We start from the raw sequence: 15,735 nt of genomic DNA on the forward strand, positions 1-15,735 counted from the left end.
TCGCATGGATATCGCGCGCTACTCTATTAAAAATCCGGTTAATGTCTGGCTAATGATTTTGGTTTTGTTAGTGGGAGGGATATTTGCACTCGGCTCAATTGGGCGCTTGGAAGACCCCGCATTTACCATCAAACAAGTCCAAGTGGTAACGCAATTTCCGGGAGCCAGTGCGGAAAAGGTTGAGCATGAAATCACCGAGCCACTCGAAATCGCGATTCAGCAAATGTCGCAATTGCATCAATTGGAGGCAATTTCTAAACCAGGGGTATCGGAAATCACTGTAGAGGTGAAGTCTACTTTCGATTCGGATGTGCTTCCGCAGATCTGGGATGAATTGAGGAAACGCCTACGTGATGTCGAGAAGAACCTACCGGTCGGTGCGCAAACCCCCAATGTGTATGATGATTTTGGCGATGTTTATGGCATGTATTACGCGCTAAGTGCGCCAGAGTTCTCGCCAAATGAATTGCGTGAGTTTGCTCGCATAATCAGGCGAGAACTGTTAGTGACTGAAGGGGTTGCGAAGGTTCAGGTAAGTGGCGTGCGTCAAGAACAGCTAGTTGCCTATATTAACCCGTTTGAGTTGGCCGGTTTTGGCATTTCTTTTCCTGACTTGACCAATCTATTGGCTGACAACCTAAAACCGTTTAATGGCGGACGTATTCAGGTTGAAGGGCAAAAAGTGCGCTTGTTGGTCGAAAATCCGGTCGATCGATTAGATGAGATATATAACTTGTCTTTGGTAGTCCCTGGTACCAGCCGTTCTATTAAAATTCGAGATTTCGCTGAATTGCGTTTTGAGCCTCTCGACATTCAACCGGTGCTGATCCGATACCAAGGACATGAAGCGATTACGTTGGCCGTGTCAGCTTTGAATGATGTCAATATTGTAGAAGTTGGTGAGCGTGTAAACGCCAAAGTTGAGCAATTACTCAGTGAACTGCCGGCCGGTATCACATTGGCCCCCATATATGATCAAGCTGCACTGGTAGACGAATCGGTACAAGGTTTTATTAACAACCTCATTTTGTCAGTTACTGTGGTAACACTCACCTTAATGGCATTTATGGGTTGGCGTAGCGGCATGGTAGTGGGTTCTGTATTACTTATTACAGTTATGGGCACCGTGTTGCTGATGTGGTTAATGGGTTTGCAGCTTGAGCGGATTTCATTAGGCGCAATGGTTATCGCCATGGGCATGTTAGTCGACAATGCGATTGTAGTGGCAGAAGGTATGTTGCTACGTATGCGTCAGGGTAAGTCTGCGATTGAAGCTGCTAGCTTTATCGTCAAGCGTACTCAGTGGCCATTGCTTGGCGCTACGGTTATCGGCATTGCGGCGTTCTCCGGCATCGGATTGTCAGATGATGCAACAGGTGAGTTTTTGTATTCATTGTTTGCCGTTGTTATGGTTTCTTTGCTACTAAGCTGGGTGCTTGCGGCGACCGTTGTGCCGTTATTTGGTAAGTACTTCTACAAAGTAGGCACTGAAGAAGAGTCTGATACCAGTAATGGCATCGTATATACAGGGTATTTAAAGGTGCTCACGGCAGCGCTGAAATTACGTTGGATCACCGTTGCAGTACTGCTGGCGATTACTTTGGTGGCTTATGCCGGCTTTGGTATGGTTAAGCAAGGCTTCTTCCCAGCATCCAATGCACCACTGTTTTTTGTACATTACTGGGGCCCACAATCTCAGGACATAAGACAAACTGCAGATATTGTGGCAAAAGCTGAATCTCTAATTCTTAACAGTGAACATGTTGTGTCGGTAACTAGTTTCATTGGTCGTGGTGCTGATCGTTTTACACTTACTTATGGTCCGCAGCAGCCCAATGAAAGCTACGGTTTCTTCCTCGTCAGGATGGAGTCACGTGATCAGATTGACGCTTTAATAGAGGACTTATCTGCTCGTTTGCCTAATGTTGATTTGGATGCGCATTTTTATACCGAGCGGATGCAATTTGGACCGGGTGGCGGCGCTAAGATAGCCGCTCGTTTTTCAGGCCCTAACACTGAGGTGCTAAGAGAGTTGGCTGCTAAGGCCGAAGCCGTCATGTTGCAAGATGGGCAGATCCGCGATATTCGTCATAACTGGCGAGAAAAAGGAATGGCGCTGAATGCGCATTTCGATGCGTTTAATGCTGGGATTGCAGGTGTTTCGCGCACAGATTTTACTCAAGCCATTCAATATGCATCTATTGGTGTTGAGCTGGGGCGTTTACAAGACGGTGACTACAGCTACTCTATTCGTGCAAAAATGGCAGGACTCAATGTGCCAGAGGTCGATGCAATAGAGAATAGCCAGGTATGGAGCTCAGGCCAGCGAGAATATATACCCTTCTATCAAGTGTCAGAGGGGCTAGAACTGGTTAACGAAGAAACGCAAATTCACCGTCGTAATCGATTAAGAACGATAACAGTGTTGGCAGAGCCGGGTTTTAATGAAACCGCAGGAAAGGCATTTACACGTATTCAACCGCGCATTGAGGCGATTCCATTACCAGATGGGTATTCACTGGAGTGGGGCGGCGAATACGAGTCCTCTCGAGATGCTCAACAAGCGTTGGGTACTGGTCTTCCGGTTGGCTTTTTGGTCATGCTACTGATTTCAGTGTTGTTGTTTGGTCGAGTACGACAGCCATTGATTATTTGGTTAATCGTGCCGATGGCAGCTGTTGGTGTTGTTAGCGGGCTGCTTGCTACTGATATGCCGTTTGGCTTTATGTCCTTGCTAGGTTTCTTGAGCTTATTTGGCATGTTGATCAAAAACGCCATCGTGCTGTTAGAAGAGATAGATCTGCAAATCGCTGAAGGACGCGCGCCGAATACTGCCATTCTAACGGCAAGTGCATCAAGGTTACGACCTGTAGCGTTAGCAGCAATAACCACTATTTTGGGTATGGCGCCATTGCTGTCTGATGCGTTTTTTGCGGATATGTCGGTAACGATAATGGGGGGACTAGCGTTCGCTACAGTACTGACATTGATAGCAGTACCTGTGTTTTACAGTATTTTCTATCGGGTGAGTTACCGAAAATAATGGTTGGTGTTTACGTTGGGTATACAGCTATGGATGTTGCGAATAAGTCCTACTGCCTGAGAGAATCCACGTCTTTCTCCTGATCGGATCATCCAATGGATCACCAACTCACCTTTGCTGATAGCGAGTTCAATCAAAAACGCCGCAAGACTCGGAAAGAGGTCTTTTTAGGGCGAATGGATAAGTTGATTCCATGGGCTCGTTTGGAATCGATCATAGAGCCGCACTATCCTAAAGCTGGCAATAGTCGCAGACCCTATCCGCTATCGACGATGCTGCGGATCCATTGCATGCAACATTGGTACAACCTAAGCGATCCTGCCATGGAGGATGTCCTCTATGAGATAGCCTCTATGCGCCAGTTTTCAGGACTATCGCTAGATAAGACGATTCCTGACCATACTACGATTATGAACTTTCGACATTTGCTGGAGCGCAAGGGTCTGGCACGAAAGCTATTCGCCGAAGTTAACCAGTGGTTAGTTGAAGCAGGAGTTCTCCTGAAAGAAGGCACCTTGGTTGACGCCACAATTATCGAGGCTCCAACATCAACTAAGAATAAATCAAGAGATCGTGATCCAGAGATGCACCAAACGAAGAAGGGTAATCAATGGCACTTTGGACTCAAAGCGCATATTGGAGTGGACGCTCGTACTGGATTAACTCACAGCCTCACAACAACATCGGCAAACGAGCACGATTTGAATCATGCCGATACCCTTCTTCATGGCGAGGAATCGTTTGTCTTTGCAGACTCTGGCTATCGCGGTGCTCATAAGCGCGAAAGTCTGAAATCTGGGAAGGCTGACTGGCATGTCGCTGAACAGCCTGGGAAGATCCGTGCCTGGAAAAAACACCCAAGGATAAACAAAGAAAAGATCCGCACTGAATATCTGAAAGCCAGCATACGGGCTAAAGTTGAACATCCGTTTCGGATCATCAAATGCCAGTTTGGTTTTGTAAAAGCTCGCTACCGAGGCCTACACAAGAATGATGGTAAGTTGGCGATGCTGTTTACTCTGGCGAACATTGTGCGTGTAGATCAGATGTTACGGGCTCGATAGCAGGGCAAATCCGTCTGGAATCTGCCAATCAGCTTCCAGACAGTGAAATTTAGGGGAGTTCTGGCTCAAATCCAGCGAAAATGGTGGCTAAAAGATCTGATTACCGAAAACTGGATACTTGATCGTAGGTTCCCTAGCCTCACTCAACTGAAGGGGCATTCTGTTGTGGTCTTTGCGCCGAAATGCTGAGTTGTGTTAGATAAAAAGAACTAATCAGGTTTTTATGACAGGAGACGTTGTTGGTGGCAAAAGATTCAAGGTTAGACGAACTGCTTGAACGACTTCGCAAAGCTGAAAACGATGTTTCGGAAGAGGTCGACCGGCTTCTCGAAGAGCACAAACAACGATTTCACTACACCTTTGAGCGAGGTAAGGTTAAGTTTGAAGAGGCCTTTGCAGACCTTCAGCGTCGTTACCGAGTTGGATCATGGCAATATCTTCGCGAAGCAAAATTAAGTTACATACTCTCAGCACCAATCATTTATGGCATGGTCGTCCCGATCGCATTGCTCGATCTTTCGTTAACCATCTACCAACAGATCTGCTTTCGACTATACGGAATACCACGCGTGAAGCGTGCGAAGTACTTTGTGTTCGACCGTCACCTATTGCAATACCTGAATACGATCGAGAAGTTAAACTGCGTTTATTGTGGCTACGGAAATGGGGTAATGGCTTATGGTCGCGAGATCACCGCTAGAACTGAGCAGTTTTGGTGTCCGATAAAGCACGCTAGACGTCCAAGAGGCTGGCATCAGCGTTCTGACAATTTTTTCGAGTATGGCGATGCAGATGCATGGAAGGAGAAATTGAAGCGAATTCGTCAGGAGTGGCGCGACTAGTCTTGGTTGTCCTGATGGGTTAGGAGTCATAAAAAGTACACGATTTAATGGTACGTTTGCGACTACTATGATTCTATTGCTTAACCTTGCTCGGCTTTCCGCATGACCACCGTCTTGATACTTGATAAAAACGATACGAGTTGTGCCATGATTGAGCACTTACTGAATATGTCGGGCTTTAAAGCGCATGCCTGCCTGCGAGCGAGCATCACAGGCGTTTGCTCTGTTGATGAGGTACTTAAATACCGAAGTTTTAGTAGTCGATTACTGGTTAATAGACGAAACGGCCATAGAGTTCTGTTCAAGACTCATTCGCTTTGATCTGAAAATACCGCTCGTAGTGATTTTGAGTGATGATGACAACGAAGCCATCAAACGAGAGTGCGAGAGTGTTGGTGCAGTGTTCTTGTCAAAATCTAAGCTTTACAGCCTTCCCGTAATTCTCAGTTCTAGAATACCCGCAGGTGTCGCCAAACCGTTGGGTCTGTCGTTCAATGGTTGACCGGGTTTGAGGCAGCCTCCCGTTTGAGGGCAGAATTCTTCGGGTTTTCCTGAGATGAGAGTAGGAATAGGATCTCTCTGCAAATGTCGGCTTCAGGGAAATCTATCAGATCGTGTAAGTGCTGCAATGTGCGCTTATCAGCTCTGAGAAAATTGGAAGCTAATGTCTGGTATTGCGCAGTCATTCACAGAGTTATTGGGTTCACTTGTTCACGCGGTTCCAGAGGGTAAAGCACAGCCTTCAATTCCGAGAGGCTAAATACTAATCCCGATACTTGCAGTCACTTGTCACTCTACGTTCGTTAGTTTGGCTAACGTCCGCTTCTGAGGATTCTCTTCAGTAGCCTTTGGGTCGCTGTTTACACTTTGCAACTATTCACCGTTTTGAGGCTAGGGTCCGGAGTGTGCCGACTCCGGCAGATCTACGGTTTGGATGCCTTCCGTCTGCTATAGAGAAATCATCACAAACCTGTAACGGCTGAAATGTGCGCTTAACCGCCATCTGGCGTTCCGTTGCAAATGACGCCTAAGTGCCGTTCTGAGACACTCAGCTGGAATGCTCGCTGTACCTTTGTAGGTTAAATTAAGTTGATTTAAGCGTTTTCTTTTTTGTGGGAATAGTTGTGGTAATAATAAAAAAGGGGCAATTAAGCCCCTGATTTATAAAGGTATTTGGTGGAGGTGGCGGGTTTCGAACCCGCGTCCGTCAATCCTCTGCCTCAAGCTCTACATGCATAGACATCTCTATTGAGTTAACCCGTCACGAGCCGAGAGTCAGGCTGTTATGGGCGAGCCTTTTTGAGTTTTAACCCTTTGCCTTAAGGCGAAGTCTCCGGGCGATTCTATCTCATATGACACTGCCGAAACTCTGAGTTATAGACACCTTAGAGGGCAGCGCTAGCAGGCTTAGGCTGCTAGAGCGTAGTTATCGTCGTTTGCAACTATAACTGTGTGATGAGGGATTTACGAGAATCATCACATTCTCGACATGCACCTAAGGGTTCGCAATCGGCGTCGAATCCAAGTCACCCCCAGAACTGGCCAGTATAGCGTTTGCTATCTGGGTTACAAGAACTCTATTGGTTCTTGCTGAGAACACGCTGTTTTTCACGGTTCCAATCGCGCTCTTTTTCAGTCGCACGTTTGTCGTGAAGTTTCTTACCTTTTGCTAAACCGATCTCACACTTAATTTTGCTCTCTTTCCAGTAGAGGCTCAGTGCGACACAGGTGAAACCTTTGGCTTCGACTGCACCGGCTAGGCGGTTCAGTTCTGTGCGGTTCAGCAACAGTTTGCGTGGTCTAACCGGATCTGCAACAACGTGTGTGCAGGCGGTTTTTAATGGCGAGAAGTGGGCACCTAATAGCCAAGCTTCACCGTTTTTAAAATCGATGTAAGACTCAACCAGTTGTGCGCGGCCTTCGCGTAGGCTTTTGACTTCCCACCCGGTCAGCACAAGGCCAGCTTCGAATTTATTTTCGATGCTGTACTCGAATCGTGCACGTTTATTTTGGCAGATGGTGTTTCCGCCAGGAGCTTTCTTCTTTTTTGCCATGCGGCGGATTATATAGAGCTGTTGTAAGCAAAGGAAGGAATCCTCTTGTTCAAAGCGTATATAAACTGGACAATAAGCAGCTTGTAACTGTTATTTGAGACTTGCCACCCGTTATGACGGTCGTAAATAGAACCGCCCTTGTATTACACACCGCTGAGCAGATGTTTGATCTGATCAACGATGTGCGTCGCTACCCAGAGTTCCTGCCTTGGTGCTCTGGCACGGAAGTGATCGCTGAGAGTGATGATATGCTCGAAGCGACACTGAAGCTCGCTAAAGGGGGGCTTAGTTATGATTTTACGACGCGTAATCGTCTGGTCCGTCCCGCTTCAATGACCATTGGTTTGGTTAATGGCCCCTTTAAAAGTCTTGAGGGGGTTTGGACGTTCACTGAGTTGTCAGATGAAGCTTCTAAGGTAGAACTCAATCTCAGTTTCGAGTTTGAAGGCAAGCTAACTGGAATGGCGATGTCTAAAGTGTTTAATAGTGTCGCGACAACTTTGGTGGATGCCTTTGTGTCGCGCGCTGATCAAATTTACGGATGAGGTGATCAGTGATTAACGTTGAAGTGGCCTATGCTCTGCCGACTGAGCAGAAGATCATTGCTCTGCAAGTAGAAGAGGGTACAACGGCATATGATGCGGTTGTTCGCTCGCGCATTGCTGAGCTGTATAAACAGATCGATATCAACAGTGACACAATGGGTATCTTCAGTCGTGCGATCAAGGACCCTAAAGCAGAGGTCTTGCGTGACGGTGATAGAGTAGAGATCTACCGCCCGTTAATTGCTGACCCTAAAGAGGTTCGCGCTCGTCGAGCAGCCGAAGCTAAAGCCAAAAAAGCCAACTCGTAAGTTGGCTTTTTTGTATTCGTTGAGCTCTGCGTTACTGAGGTTTCAGATCGCCTTCCAAACGCACCAGCTTGTCGTTTTCAAAGTAGACGCGAAACTGACGTAGCTCTACCACTTCATCCTCTTGTACCAACTGGAAGACATAGTCCCATCGGTTCTGGTTGAAGGTATCCGTTAACAGGGGTGTTCCTAGCACATAGCGAACTTGGCTCGGCGTCATTCCAGGGCGAAGCTGATCTACCATCTCTTGTGTCACCTGGTTGCCTTGCGGAACATCCATTTTGTACACGCCTGGAAAGGTTGTACAGCCGGTCACGAGAGTAGCAAGAAAGGCAGAGATGATGAGCTTGCGCATGTTCAGGTTGTTCCTGTTACTGTTCAAAGTGGCATTAGTTTACACGCCACTGTTTGAATCGACCAGTCTATAGCGCGCTGGTCAGCATCTCTTTAGCGTGCTCAAGGGTGGTATCAGTCATCTCAAGTCCACCCAGCATTCGAGCGATCTCATTAATGCGCTGATTTTCGGTGAGTGGTGTGATTTTGGTCTCAACCGAACCGGTGTCTGCGCCTTTGCTGACAAACAGGTGTTGGGTTCCTTGTGAAGCCACCTGAGGTTGGTGTGTGACACAGAGAATCTGTGCTCGTTCACTCAAATGACGTAACAGTCGGCCAACGACTTCGGCAATGCCTCCGCCAATACCGACATCGACTTCGTCAAAAATGAGTGTCGGGGTGTCAGTCGTCTTAGCCGTTACAACTTGAATCGCAAGGCTAATTCGTGACAGTTCACCACCCGAGGCAATTTTGGCCAGCGGTTTTGCGGTTTGGCCCTGATTGGTATTGATCAGGAACTCAATCTCTTCCAAGCCCTGAGCCGTAATGTATTTAGGATCGATATCACTCAAACTGGCTGTGAAACGCGCGCTGTTCATGCCCAGCATGGCAAGTTGTTCATTCACCTCTTTATCAAGCTGTTTGGCTGCTTTGCTGCGTAGTTTGCTGAGTTGGCGAGCTTTCTCAATCAATGCGGCATTAGCCGTAGCAACCTCGGATTCGAGTTGCTCTAAGTTCTCATCGACATGAGCCAAAGAGTCGAGTTCAGTATTTAGTTGGTCTTTTAATTCCGGTAACTGCTCTGGCGCAATGCGGTGTTTCCTGGCTAGATCGTAGATGCTGGTTAAGCGATCTTCCACCTCTTGTAAGCGCTCAGGGTCCAACTCAACTCGTTGAACAAAATGGCTCAACTCGCGTTCGGCCTCTTCCACTTGAATCAGAGCAGCGTTTAGCATCTCGGCGGTCTGCTGTAGTGCAGGTGAGTCCGCTTCGATGTCGCCCAATAGGTGCAGTGCTTGGTTGAGTACCGCTGTGGCGTTGCTCTCTTCACCCTCGCTAAGAAGCATCTGGATCTGTTGGCCACTGTTAAGGATTGACCCTGCGTTGGAGAGTATCTTCTGCTCCTCTTCTAAGGCTTGCAGTTCACCTGTTTGAGGGTCTAAACGGTTGAGCTCTTCCGTTTGATAGCTCAGCAGTTGCAGTTGCGCATTCGCCTCTTCACTCATGTCTTGAAGGCGTTTCAACTCACTCTGCTTTGATTGCCACTGGGTAAAGAGTTTACGTACTTCCTGTGCTGTCTCATTGGCTTTGGCGTAGTTGTCTAGCAGGGTGCGGTGAAAATCACGCTTTAATAGTCGTTGGTGTTCGTGCTGGCCGTGTATATCGACAAGCAGCTCACCCAGCTCTTTGACGCGGTTCAGTGGGCAGGGGTGGCCATTAATATAGCTACGGCTGCGACCGTCGGCACTCAGTGTACGGCGTAAAATACACTCGTTAATCTCTTCCGACTCTAGCTCATTCGCCTCTAACCAGCGTTTCGCTTCGGGTAGTGCTTGTATATCGAACGCGGCGCTAATCTCAGCTCGTTTTGCCCCTTCTCGGACAGAGTCGGCTTCAGCGCGTTTGCCTAAGGCTAATCCCAGTGCATCAAGCATGATCGATTTGCCGGCACCGGTCTCACCGCTGACGACGGTCATGCCCGATTTCAGTTCTAGGTCGAGTGTTGAGACGATCGCAAAGTTTCGGATGCTGAGTAGCGTTAACATGGCTTAATACCTGTTTAGATATACAGTTACTGTATTTTTAACCAATGTTTGTGTATTAGGCAATAGAAAAGTGCAGTCTTAGGTCAAAAAAGCGCGTGGAAGGGTTGAATTTCAGATGGTCGATACCACATAGGAGACAAGATTGAATGATTCTGGAGATAACACCATGGCGAATGAAGATCAGACACACCAAGATCAGGTTGAAGAGAGTCAAGTCGACGCGACGGCTGAAGAGAATCTTGTGGAGCCTGAACTGGTTGAGACGGAAGAGTTAACCGTTGAATCCCTTCAAGAAGAGCTAGCCGCTGCGAATGCGACGATTGCTGAGCTGCAAAAACAGCTGGCAGAGCTTGAACCTCGTGCCCAAGCGGAGATCGCTAACCAGCGCCGTCGTGCTGAGGTTGAGGTGGATAAAGCGCGTAAGTTTGCTGTTGAGAAATTTGCCGAAGAGCTACTGCCGGTCATCGACAGTCTAGAGCGCGCTATTGAAGCGAGCCAGGTTGAAGATGAGGTGGTTAAACCGCTTCGTGAAGGCGTTGAGATGACGCACAAAATGTTCATCGATGGCGTTGCTAAATTCAATCTAGAAGTGATCAACCCAGAGGGTGAGGCGTTCAACCCAGAGCACCATCAAGCGATGTCGATGGTTGAAGCGGAAGGTGCAGCACCAAACTCTGTTATTGCGGTGATGCAGAAGGGCTACCTACTTAATGGTCGCTTAGTTCGTCCTGCGATGGTGATGGTCGCTAAAGGTTAAGACCTTTTTATAAACCAGACTTGATATTTGAAAGACCACACCCATATAGGGGTTAAGGTAAAACAGTTTTAAGCACCCAACGCGGTGTCATTAGGAGATTTAAACATGGGTAAAATCATCGGTATTGACCTAGGTACTACCAACTCGTGTGTAGCAGTACTTGAAGGCGATAAAACTAAAGTTATTGAGAACGCTGAAGGCGATCGCACCACTCCGTCGATCATTGCCTACTCAGCAGAAGGCGAAACTCTGGTTGGTCAGTCGGCGAAACGTCAGGCAGTTACTAACCCAGACAACACTCTATTTGCGATCAAGCGTCTAATCGGTCGTCGTTTTGAAGACGATGTTGTACAGAAAGACATCAAAATGGTGCCTTACAACATCGCTAAAGCGGACAATGGCGATGCGTGGGTTGAGGTAAAAGGCGAGAAGCTAGCACCGCCTCAGATCTCTGCAGAAGTTCTTAAGAAGATGAAGAAGACTGCTGAAGATTACCTAGGCGAATCGGTAACGGAAGCGGTTATCACGGTTCCTGCTTACTTCAACGACTCTCAGCGTCAAGCAACAAAAGATGCGGGTCGTATCGCAGGCTTAGAAGTTAAACGTATCATCAACGAGCCAACCGCTGCAGCACTTGCATACGGCATGGATAAAGCAGCCGGTGATCGCACGATTGCAGTGTACGACCTAGGTGGTGGTACTTTCGATATCTCGATCATCGAAATTGCAGACGTTGATGGCGAGCACCAGTTTGAAGTACTTGCAACCAACGGTGATACATTCCTAGGTGGTGAAGACTTCGACCTTGCGGTTATCAACTACCTAGCAGACGAGTTTAAGAAAGAGTCTGGCATCGATCTACACAACGATCCGCTAGCGCTACAGCGTCTAAAAGAGGCGGGTGAGAAAGCGAAAGTTGAGCTTTCATCGGCACAGTCTACTGACGTTAACCTGCCTTACATCACTGCGGATGCAACAGGTCCTAAACACTTGAACGTTAAACTGTCTCGTTCGAAGCTAGAGTCACTGGTTGAAGATCTTGTACAACGTTCACTTGAGCCATGTCGCATTGCACTGCAAGATGCTGGCCTATCCGCTTCTGAAATCGACGACGTTATCCTCGTCGGTGGTCAGACTCGTATGCCAATGGTGCAGGCGAAAGTGGCTGAGTTCTTCGGTAAAGAGCCACGTAAAGACGTTAACCCAGACGAAGCGGTAGCGATGGGTGCTGCGCTTCAGGGTGCGGTACTGTCAGGTGATGTGAAAGACGTTCTTCTACTCGACGTAACACCACTGACTCTAGGTATCGAAACAATGGGTGGCGTTGCGACACCACTGATCGACAAGAACACGACGATCCCTACGCGTAAGTCGCAGACCTTCTCGACAGCGGAAGACAACCAGACAGCGGTAACCATTCACGTTGTTCAGGGTGAGCGTAAGCAAGCGACTCAGAACAAGTCGCTGGGCCGTTTCGACCTTGCCGATATCCCACCAGCACCACGTGGCATGCCACAGATCGAAGTGACCTTCGACATCGATGCTAACGGTATCCTAAACGTTTCTGCTAAAGACCAGGCGACTGGCAAAGAGCAGTCGATCGTTATTAAAGCCTCTTCTGGTCTAAGCGATGACGAAGTCGAGAAGATGGTTCAGGATGCCGAAGCGCACGCTGAAGAAGATAAGAAATTTGAGGAGCTAACGGCAGCTCGTAACCAAGGTGATGCCATGGTTCACACAGCACGTAAGACGCTAGAAGATGCGGGTGATAAGGCTTCTGATGAAGAGAAATCGAACATCGAAGCAGCCATCACTGCACTTGAAGAGGCGTTGAAAGGCTCTGACACTGCAGAGATCACAGCAAAAACTGAAGCGCTAACAGAAGCGGTTTCGGGTGTTGCTCAGAAGATGTATGCAGAGGCTGCACAACAAGCAGAAGCTGGCCAAGGCGCTGAAGCTGAAGCGGCTCGCGATGCAGGCGATGACGTTGTTGATGCTGAGTTTGAAGAAGTCAAAGACGACAAGAAGTAAGCTTAGCAAGCAATAACGAGAGTTAAGACTCTCACAAAATCGTGTGTCAGCGCGGGGGTCTTTACTCCCGCGTTGTCATATTCACGATAGCGTAATTACAGGTTTACACGCAGTATGAGCAAGCAAGATTATTATGAACTCTTAGGTGTCTCTCGTGATGCATCTGACCGTGACATCAAAAAGGCTTACCGTCGCTTAGCGATGAAGTATCACCCTGACCGCAACCCGGATGACGAGGCGGCTGAACTCAAGTTTAAAGAGATCAGTGAAGCGTATGAAGTGTTGTCCGATGCGCAGAAGAAAGCGGCCTACGATCAGTATGGTCATGCTGGCTTGGGTGGCCAAGGCGGCATGGGCGGTGGCTTTGAAGGTGGCTTCTCAGATATCTTTGGCGATGTCTTTGGCGACATGTTCGGTGGCGGCAGCGGTGGTCGTGGTCGCGGTCGTTCCAGCGTGCGTCGCGGTGCCGATCTGCGTTACAACCTCGATTTGAGTCTTGAAGAGGCCGTTCGCGGTTGTGAAAAGACGCTAAAAGTTCCAACCTACGTCTCTTGTGAAACCTGTGATGGTAGCGGTGCTAAGAAGGGTACTACGGCTAAGACCTGTGGTACCTGTGGTGGTGCCGGTCAGGTCCGTATGCAGCAAGGTTTCTTTGCGGTTCAGCAGACCTGTCCAACCTGTCATGGCGAAGGCAAAGTGATCTCTGATCCTTGTAATGTCTGTCACGGCCAGGGCCGCACGCAGAAGACCAAGACATTGGAAGTTAAGATCCCAGCGGGTGTTGATACCGGTGATCGTATTCGTCTATCTGGCGAGGGCGAAGCAGGAGCCCACGGCGGCCCTTCAGGCGATCTCTATGTTCAAGTGAGTGTTAAAGATCACCCAATTTTTGAACGCGACGGTGCCAATCTCTACTGTGAAGTGCCGATCAGCTTTGTCGATGCGGCGTTGGGCGGTGAACTAAACGTGCCAACACTGGATGGTCAGGTTAAACTGAAGATCCCGGCCGAGACACAGACTGGCAAAATGTTCCGTCTGAGAGGCAAGGGTGTGAAGCCAGTGCGCGGTGGCGCGTTGGGTGATTTGATGGTTCGCGCGGTTGTTGAAACTCCGGTCAGCCTCACTTCACGTCAGAAAGAGTTGCTAGAAGAGTTCCGTGACTCTACGGAAGAGCACCAGAAACATGGACCGAAGAAGCACGGCTTCTTTGATTCAGTAAAAAAATTCTTTGAGGATATGACCTAAGTTATGGGTGATCAGGCGGTTGCAGAGGTATGGCAAGCACTTCAGAGTGAGGCGAGTACATTAAGTGCTAACGAGCCGCTTCTGTCGAGTTTCTATCATACGACGATAAACAGCCATCCGACCTTGCGTTCGGCACTCTCTTATCTGTTGGCTGAAAAGCTGTCGGATGATGTGGTGCCGGCCGTGGCGATGCGTGAGATCTTTGAGGTCGCTTATGAAGCGGACCCTAAACTGATCGAAGCTGCCTGTGCCGATCTCCTTGCCGTCTACACGCGTGACCCTGCAATCCGTGACTACAGCACGGTACTGTTGTACTTAAAAGGGTATCACGCGCTTCAATCCTATCGAGTGGCTAACTATATGTGGCGTCAAGGGCGTCAATCCTTGGCAAACTATCTACAGAGTCGCATGAGCTCAACCCTGCAGGTTGATATTCACCCCGCTGCTAACATCGGTCAGGGTGTAATGTTTGACCACGCAACAGGCATTGTTATCGGTGAAACTTGTGTCATTGAGAATGACGTCTCGATACTGCAATCAGTGACCCTAGGGGGTACCGGTAAGGAGTCGGGCGATCGACATCCGAAAATCCGTGCTGGGGTTTTGATTGGCGCTGGTGCTAAGATTCTTGGCAACATCGAAGTAGGCCAAGGTGCCAAAGTGGGTGCAGGTAGTGTGGTTTTAGAGCCTGTAGAGGCGCATACGACGGTAGCGGGTGTCCCTGCCAAAGTGGTGGGTTGCCTAATGAGTGATATGCCAGCCTTGGATATGGACCAAGGGCTGAGTGTCACTGACGAATAGATTTTTAGTTAAGGAAAAAGAGATGACACGTATTGCCATCACGGGTGCCGCAGGGCGCATGGGGAAAACATTGATCGAAGCTGTAGACGCGGCAGAGGGTGTGACCCTAGGCGCAGCCATTGTGCTTCCTGATAGTTCTTTGATCGGTGCCGATGCAGGTGAGTTGGCAGGCGTGGGTCGTCTGGGTGTCGCAATTACTGGCTCGTTGGAGACTGTGACAGACGATTTTGATGTGTTGATCGACTTTACTAGCCCAGAGTCGACTCTTGCTAATCTTGAGATCTGTAAAGCGGCTGGTAAGTCGATGGTGATTGGTACGACGGGGTTAAACGAGTCGCAGAAGGCGAAGTTGGCAGAGGGCGGTGAGTCTATCTCCATTGTCTTTGCACCGAACATGTCTGTTGGCGTAAACCTCTGTTTCAAACTGCTTGAAGTGGCTGCCAAAGCACTGGGTGACGATGGTGGTTACGACATCGAAGTGATCGAAGCACACCACCGTCATAAGGTGGATGCGCCATCAGGCACAGCATTGCGTATGGGTGAAGTGGTTGCCGATGCACTGGGACGTGATCTGAAAGAGTGTGCGGTCTACGGTCGTGAAGGTCAGACCGGTGCGCGCCCTGAAAAAGAGATCGGTTTCGAGACCATTCGTGCCGGTGATGTGGTCGGTGATCACACTGTACTCTTTGCCACAGAGGGCGAAAGAATCGAAATTACCCACAAAGCGTCTAGCCGTATGACCTTTGCAAAAGGCGCTGTACGAGCAGCAGGTTGGTTGTCAGGCAAGGGTGCAGGTTTGTTCGATATGCAGGATGTTTTAGAGCTTCGTTAAGCCCGCTCCAGAGAGTTGAGGACTGTACTTTTCCTACCTCTCTCTGATATTATCTTCATGTTGTTGTTCCTTTTATGGGCCCGTGTCGAGTTACTCACACGGGCCCTGTTTTATTCA

At 48.7% G+C, this 15,735-nt stretch carries 14 protein-coding genes and 1 other RNA gene; 11 read left to right on the forward strand and 4 right to left on the reverse strand.

Going from position 1 to position 15,735, the window contains the following annotated elements; all coding sequences use genetic code 11:
- The first annotated feature begins 4 nt into the window (after nucleotides 1-4).
- From XMM383_RS08300 to XMM383_RS08315, 4 genes are all read left to right on the forward strand, one after another.
- Nucleotides 5-3,043, forward strand: a complete 3,039-nt coding sequence (locus XMM383_RS08300; protein ID WP_173494979.1) for an efflux RND transporter permease subunit — start codon at nucleotides 5-7, stop codon at nucleotides 3,041-3,043.
- A 95-nt stretch (nucleotides 3,044-3,138) separates the two neighbouring features.
- Nucleotides 3,139-4,107 (forward strand): IS5 family transposase, encoded by a 969-nt coding sequence (locus XMM383_RS08305; protein WP_173494980.1) that lies wholly within the window; start codon nucleotides 3,139-3,141, stop codon nucleotides 4,105-4,107.
- A 242-nt stretch (nucleotides 4,108-4,349) separates the two neighbouring features.
- On the forward strand, nucleotides 4,350-4,949 hold the full coding sequence (locus tag XMM383_RS08310) for a hypothetical protein (RefSeq protein ID WP_173482836.1): 600 nt from the start codon (nucleotides 4,350-4,352) through the stop codon (nucleotides 4,947-4,949).
- A gap of 226 nt (nucleotides 4,950-5,175) precedes the next feature.
- The gene (locus XMM383_RS08315; protein WP_173498369.1) at nucleotides 5,176-5,451 is read left to right on the forward strand and encodes a hypothetical protein; all 276 of its coding nucleotides are present in this window, start codon (nucleotides 5,176-5,178) and stop codon (nucleotides 5,449-5,451) included.
- 672 nt (nucleotides 5,452-6,123) lie between these two features.
- Here the strand turns inward: XMM383_RS08315 and ssrA are convergent.
- Together ssrA and smpB are read right to left on the reverse strand one after the other, a co-directional pair.
- Nucleotides 6,124-6,483, reverse strand: a transfer-messenger RNA (tmRNA) gene (ssrA, locus tag XMM383_RS08320).
- A gap of 43 nt (nucleotides 6,484-6,526) precedes the next feature.
- Complete coding sequence (smpB, locus tag XMM383_RS08325) at nucleotides 6,527-7,003, reverse strand: SsrA-binding protein SmpB (RefSeq protein WP_173480194.1); 477 nt, start codon at nucleotides 7,001-7,003, stop codon at nucleotides 6,527-6,529.
- A 113-nt stretch (nucleotides 7,004-7,116) separates the two neighbouring features.
- Here smpB and XMM383_RS08330 point away from each other — a divergent pair, with 113 nt between their 5' ends.
- Together XMM383_RS08330 and XMM383_RS08335 are read left to right on the forward strand one after the other, a co-directional pair.
- Nucleotides 7,117-7,548 (forward strand): type II toxin-antitoxin system RatA family toxin, encoded by a 432-nt coding sequence (locus XMM383_RS08330; RefSeq protein ID WP_173494981.1) that lies wholly within the window; start codon nucleotides 7,117-7,119, stop codon nucleotides 7,546-7,548.
- Nucleotides 7,549-7,556: 8 nt separating this feature from the next.
- Nucleotides 7,557-7,856 (forward strand): RnfH family protein, encoded by a 300-nt coding sequence (locus tag XMM383_RS08335; protein WP_173494982.1) that lies wholly within the window; start codon nucleotides 7,557-7,559, stop codon nucleotides 7,854-7,856.
- Between the two features lie 31 nt (nucleotides 7,857-7,887).
- Here the strand turns inward: XMM383_RS08335 and XMM383_RS08340 are convergent, their stop codons facing one another.
- Together XMM383_RS08340 and recN are read right to left on the reverse strand one after the other, a co-directional pair.
- Nucleotides 7,888-8,208: an outer membrane protein assembly factor BamE gene (locus XMM383_RS08340; RefSeq protein ID WP_173480197.1), complete on the reverse strand. Its 321-nt coding sequence runs from the start codon at nucleotides 8,206-8,208 to the stop codon at nucleotides 7,888-7,890.
- Between the two features lie 67 nt (nucleotides 8,209-8,275).
- Entirely contained in the window at nucleotides 8,276-9,952 is a 1,677-nt protein-coding gene (gene recN / locus XMM383_RS08345) for a DNA repair protein RecN (protein ID WP_173494983.1), read from the reverse strand.
- A 166-nt stretch (nucleotides 9,953-10,118) separates the two neighbouring features.
- Between recN and grpE the strand changes: the two genes are divergently transcribed.
- The 5 genes from grpE to dapB all read left to right on the forward strand — a co-directional run bounded on the left by grpE (nucleotide 10,119) and on the right by dapB (nucleotide 15,618).
- Nucleotides 10,119-10,709, forward strand: coding sequence for a nucleotide exchange factor GrpE (gene grpE, locus XMM383_RS08350; protein WP_173480738.1), 591 nt, complete (start codon nucleotides 10,119-10,121; stop codon nucleotides 10,707-10,709).
- A gap of 105 nt (nucleotides 10,710-10,814) precedes the next feature.
- The gene (dnaK, locus tag XMM383_RS08355; RefSeq protein WP_173489029.1) at nucleotides 10,815-12,740 is read left to right on the forward strand and encodes a molecular chaperone DnaK; all 1,926 of its coding nucleotides are present in this window, start codon (nucleotides 10,815-10,817) and stop codon (nucleotides 12,738-12,740) included.
- A gap of 114 nt (nucleotides 12,741-12,854) precedes the next feature.
- A complete protein-coding gene (dnaJ, locus tag XMM383_RS08360; protein WP_173494984.1) occupies nucleotides 12,855-13,985 on the forward strand; it encodes a molecular chaperone DnaJ in 1,131 nt (376 codons plus the stop codon).
- Nucleotides 13,986-13,988: 3 nt separating this feature from the next.
- A complete protein-coding gene (cysE, locus tag XMM383_RS08365) occupies nucleotides 13,989-14,786 on the forward strand; it encodes a serine O-acetyltransferase (protein ID WP_173494985.1) in 798 nt (265 codons plus the stop codon).
- A 22-nt stretch (nucleotides 14,787-14,808) separates the two neighbouring features.
- Nucleotides 14,809-15,618, forward strand: a complete 810-nt coding sequence (gene dapB, locus XMM383_RS08370; protein WP_173482666.1) for a 4-hydroxy-tetrahydrodipicolinate reductase — start codon at nucleotides 14,809-14,811, stop codon at nucleotides 15,616-15,618.
- Nucleotides 15,619-15,735 lie beyond the last annotated feature (117 nt).

Origin of the sequence: Marinobacterium sp. xm-m-383 (genome assembly GCF_013283255.1) — a bacterium.
Classification (GTDB): Bacteria; Pseudomonadota; Gammaproteobacteria; order Pseudomonadales; family Balneatricaceae; genus Marinobacterium_E.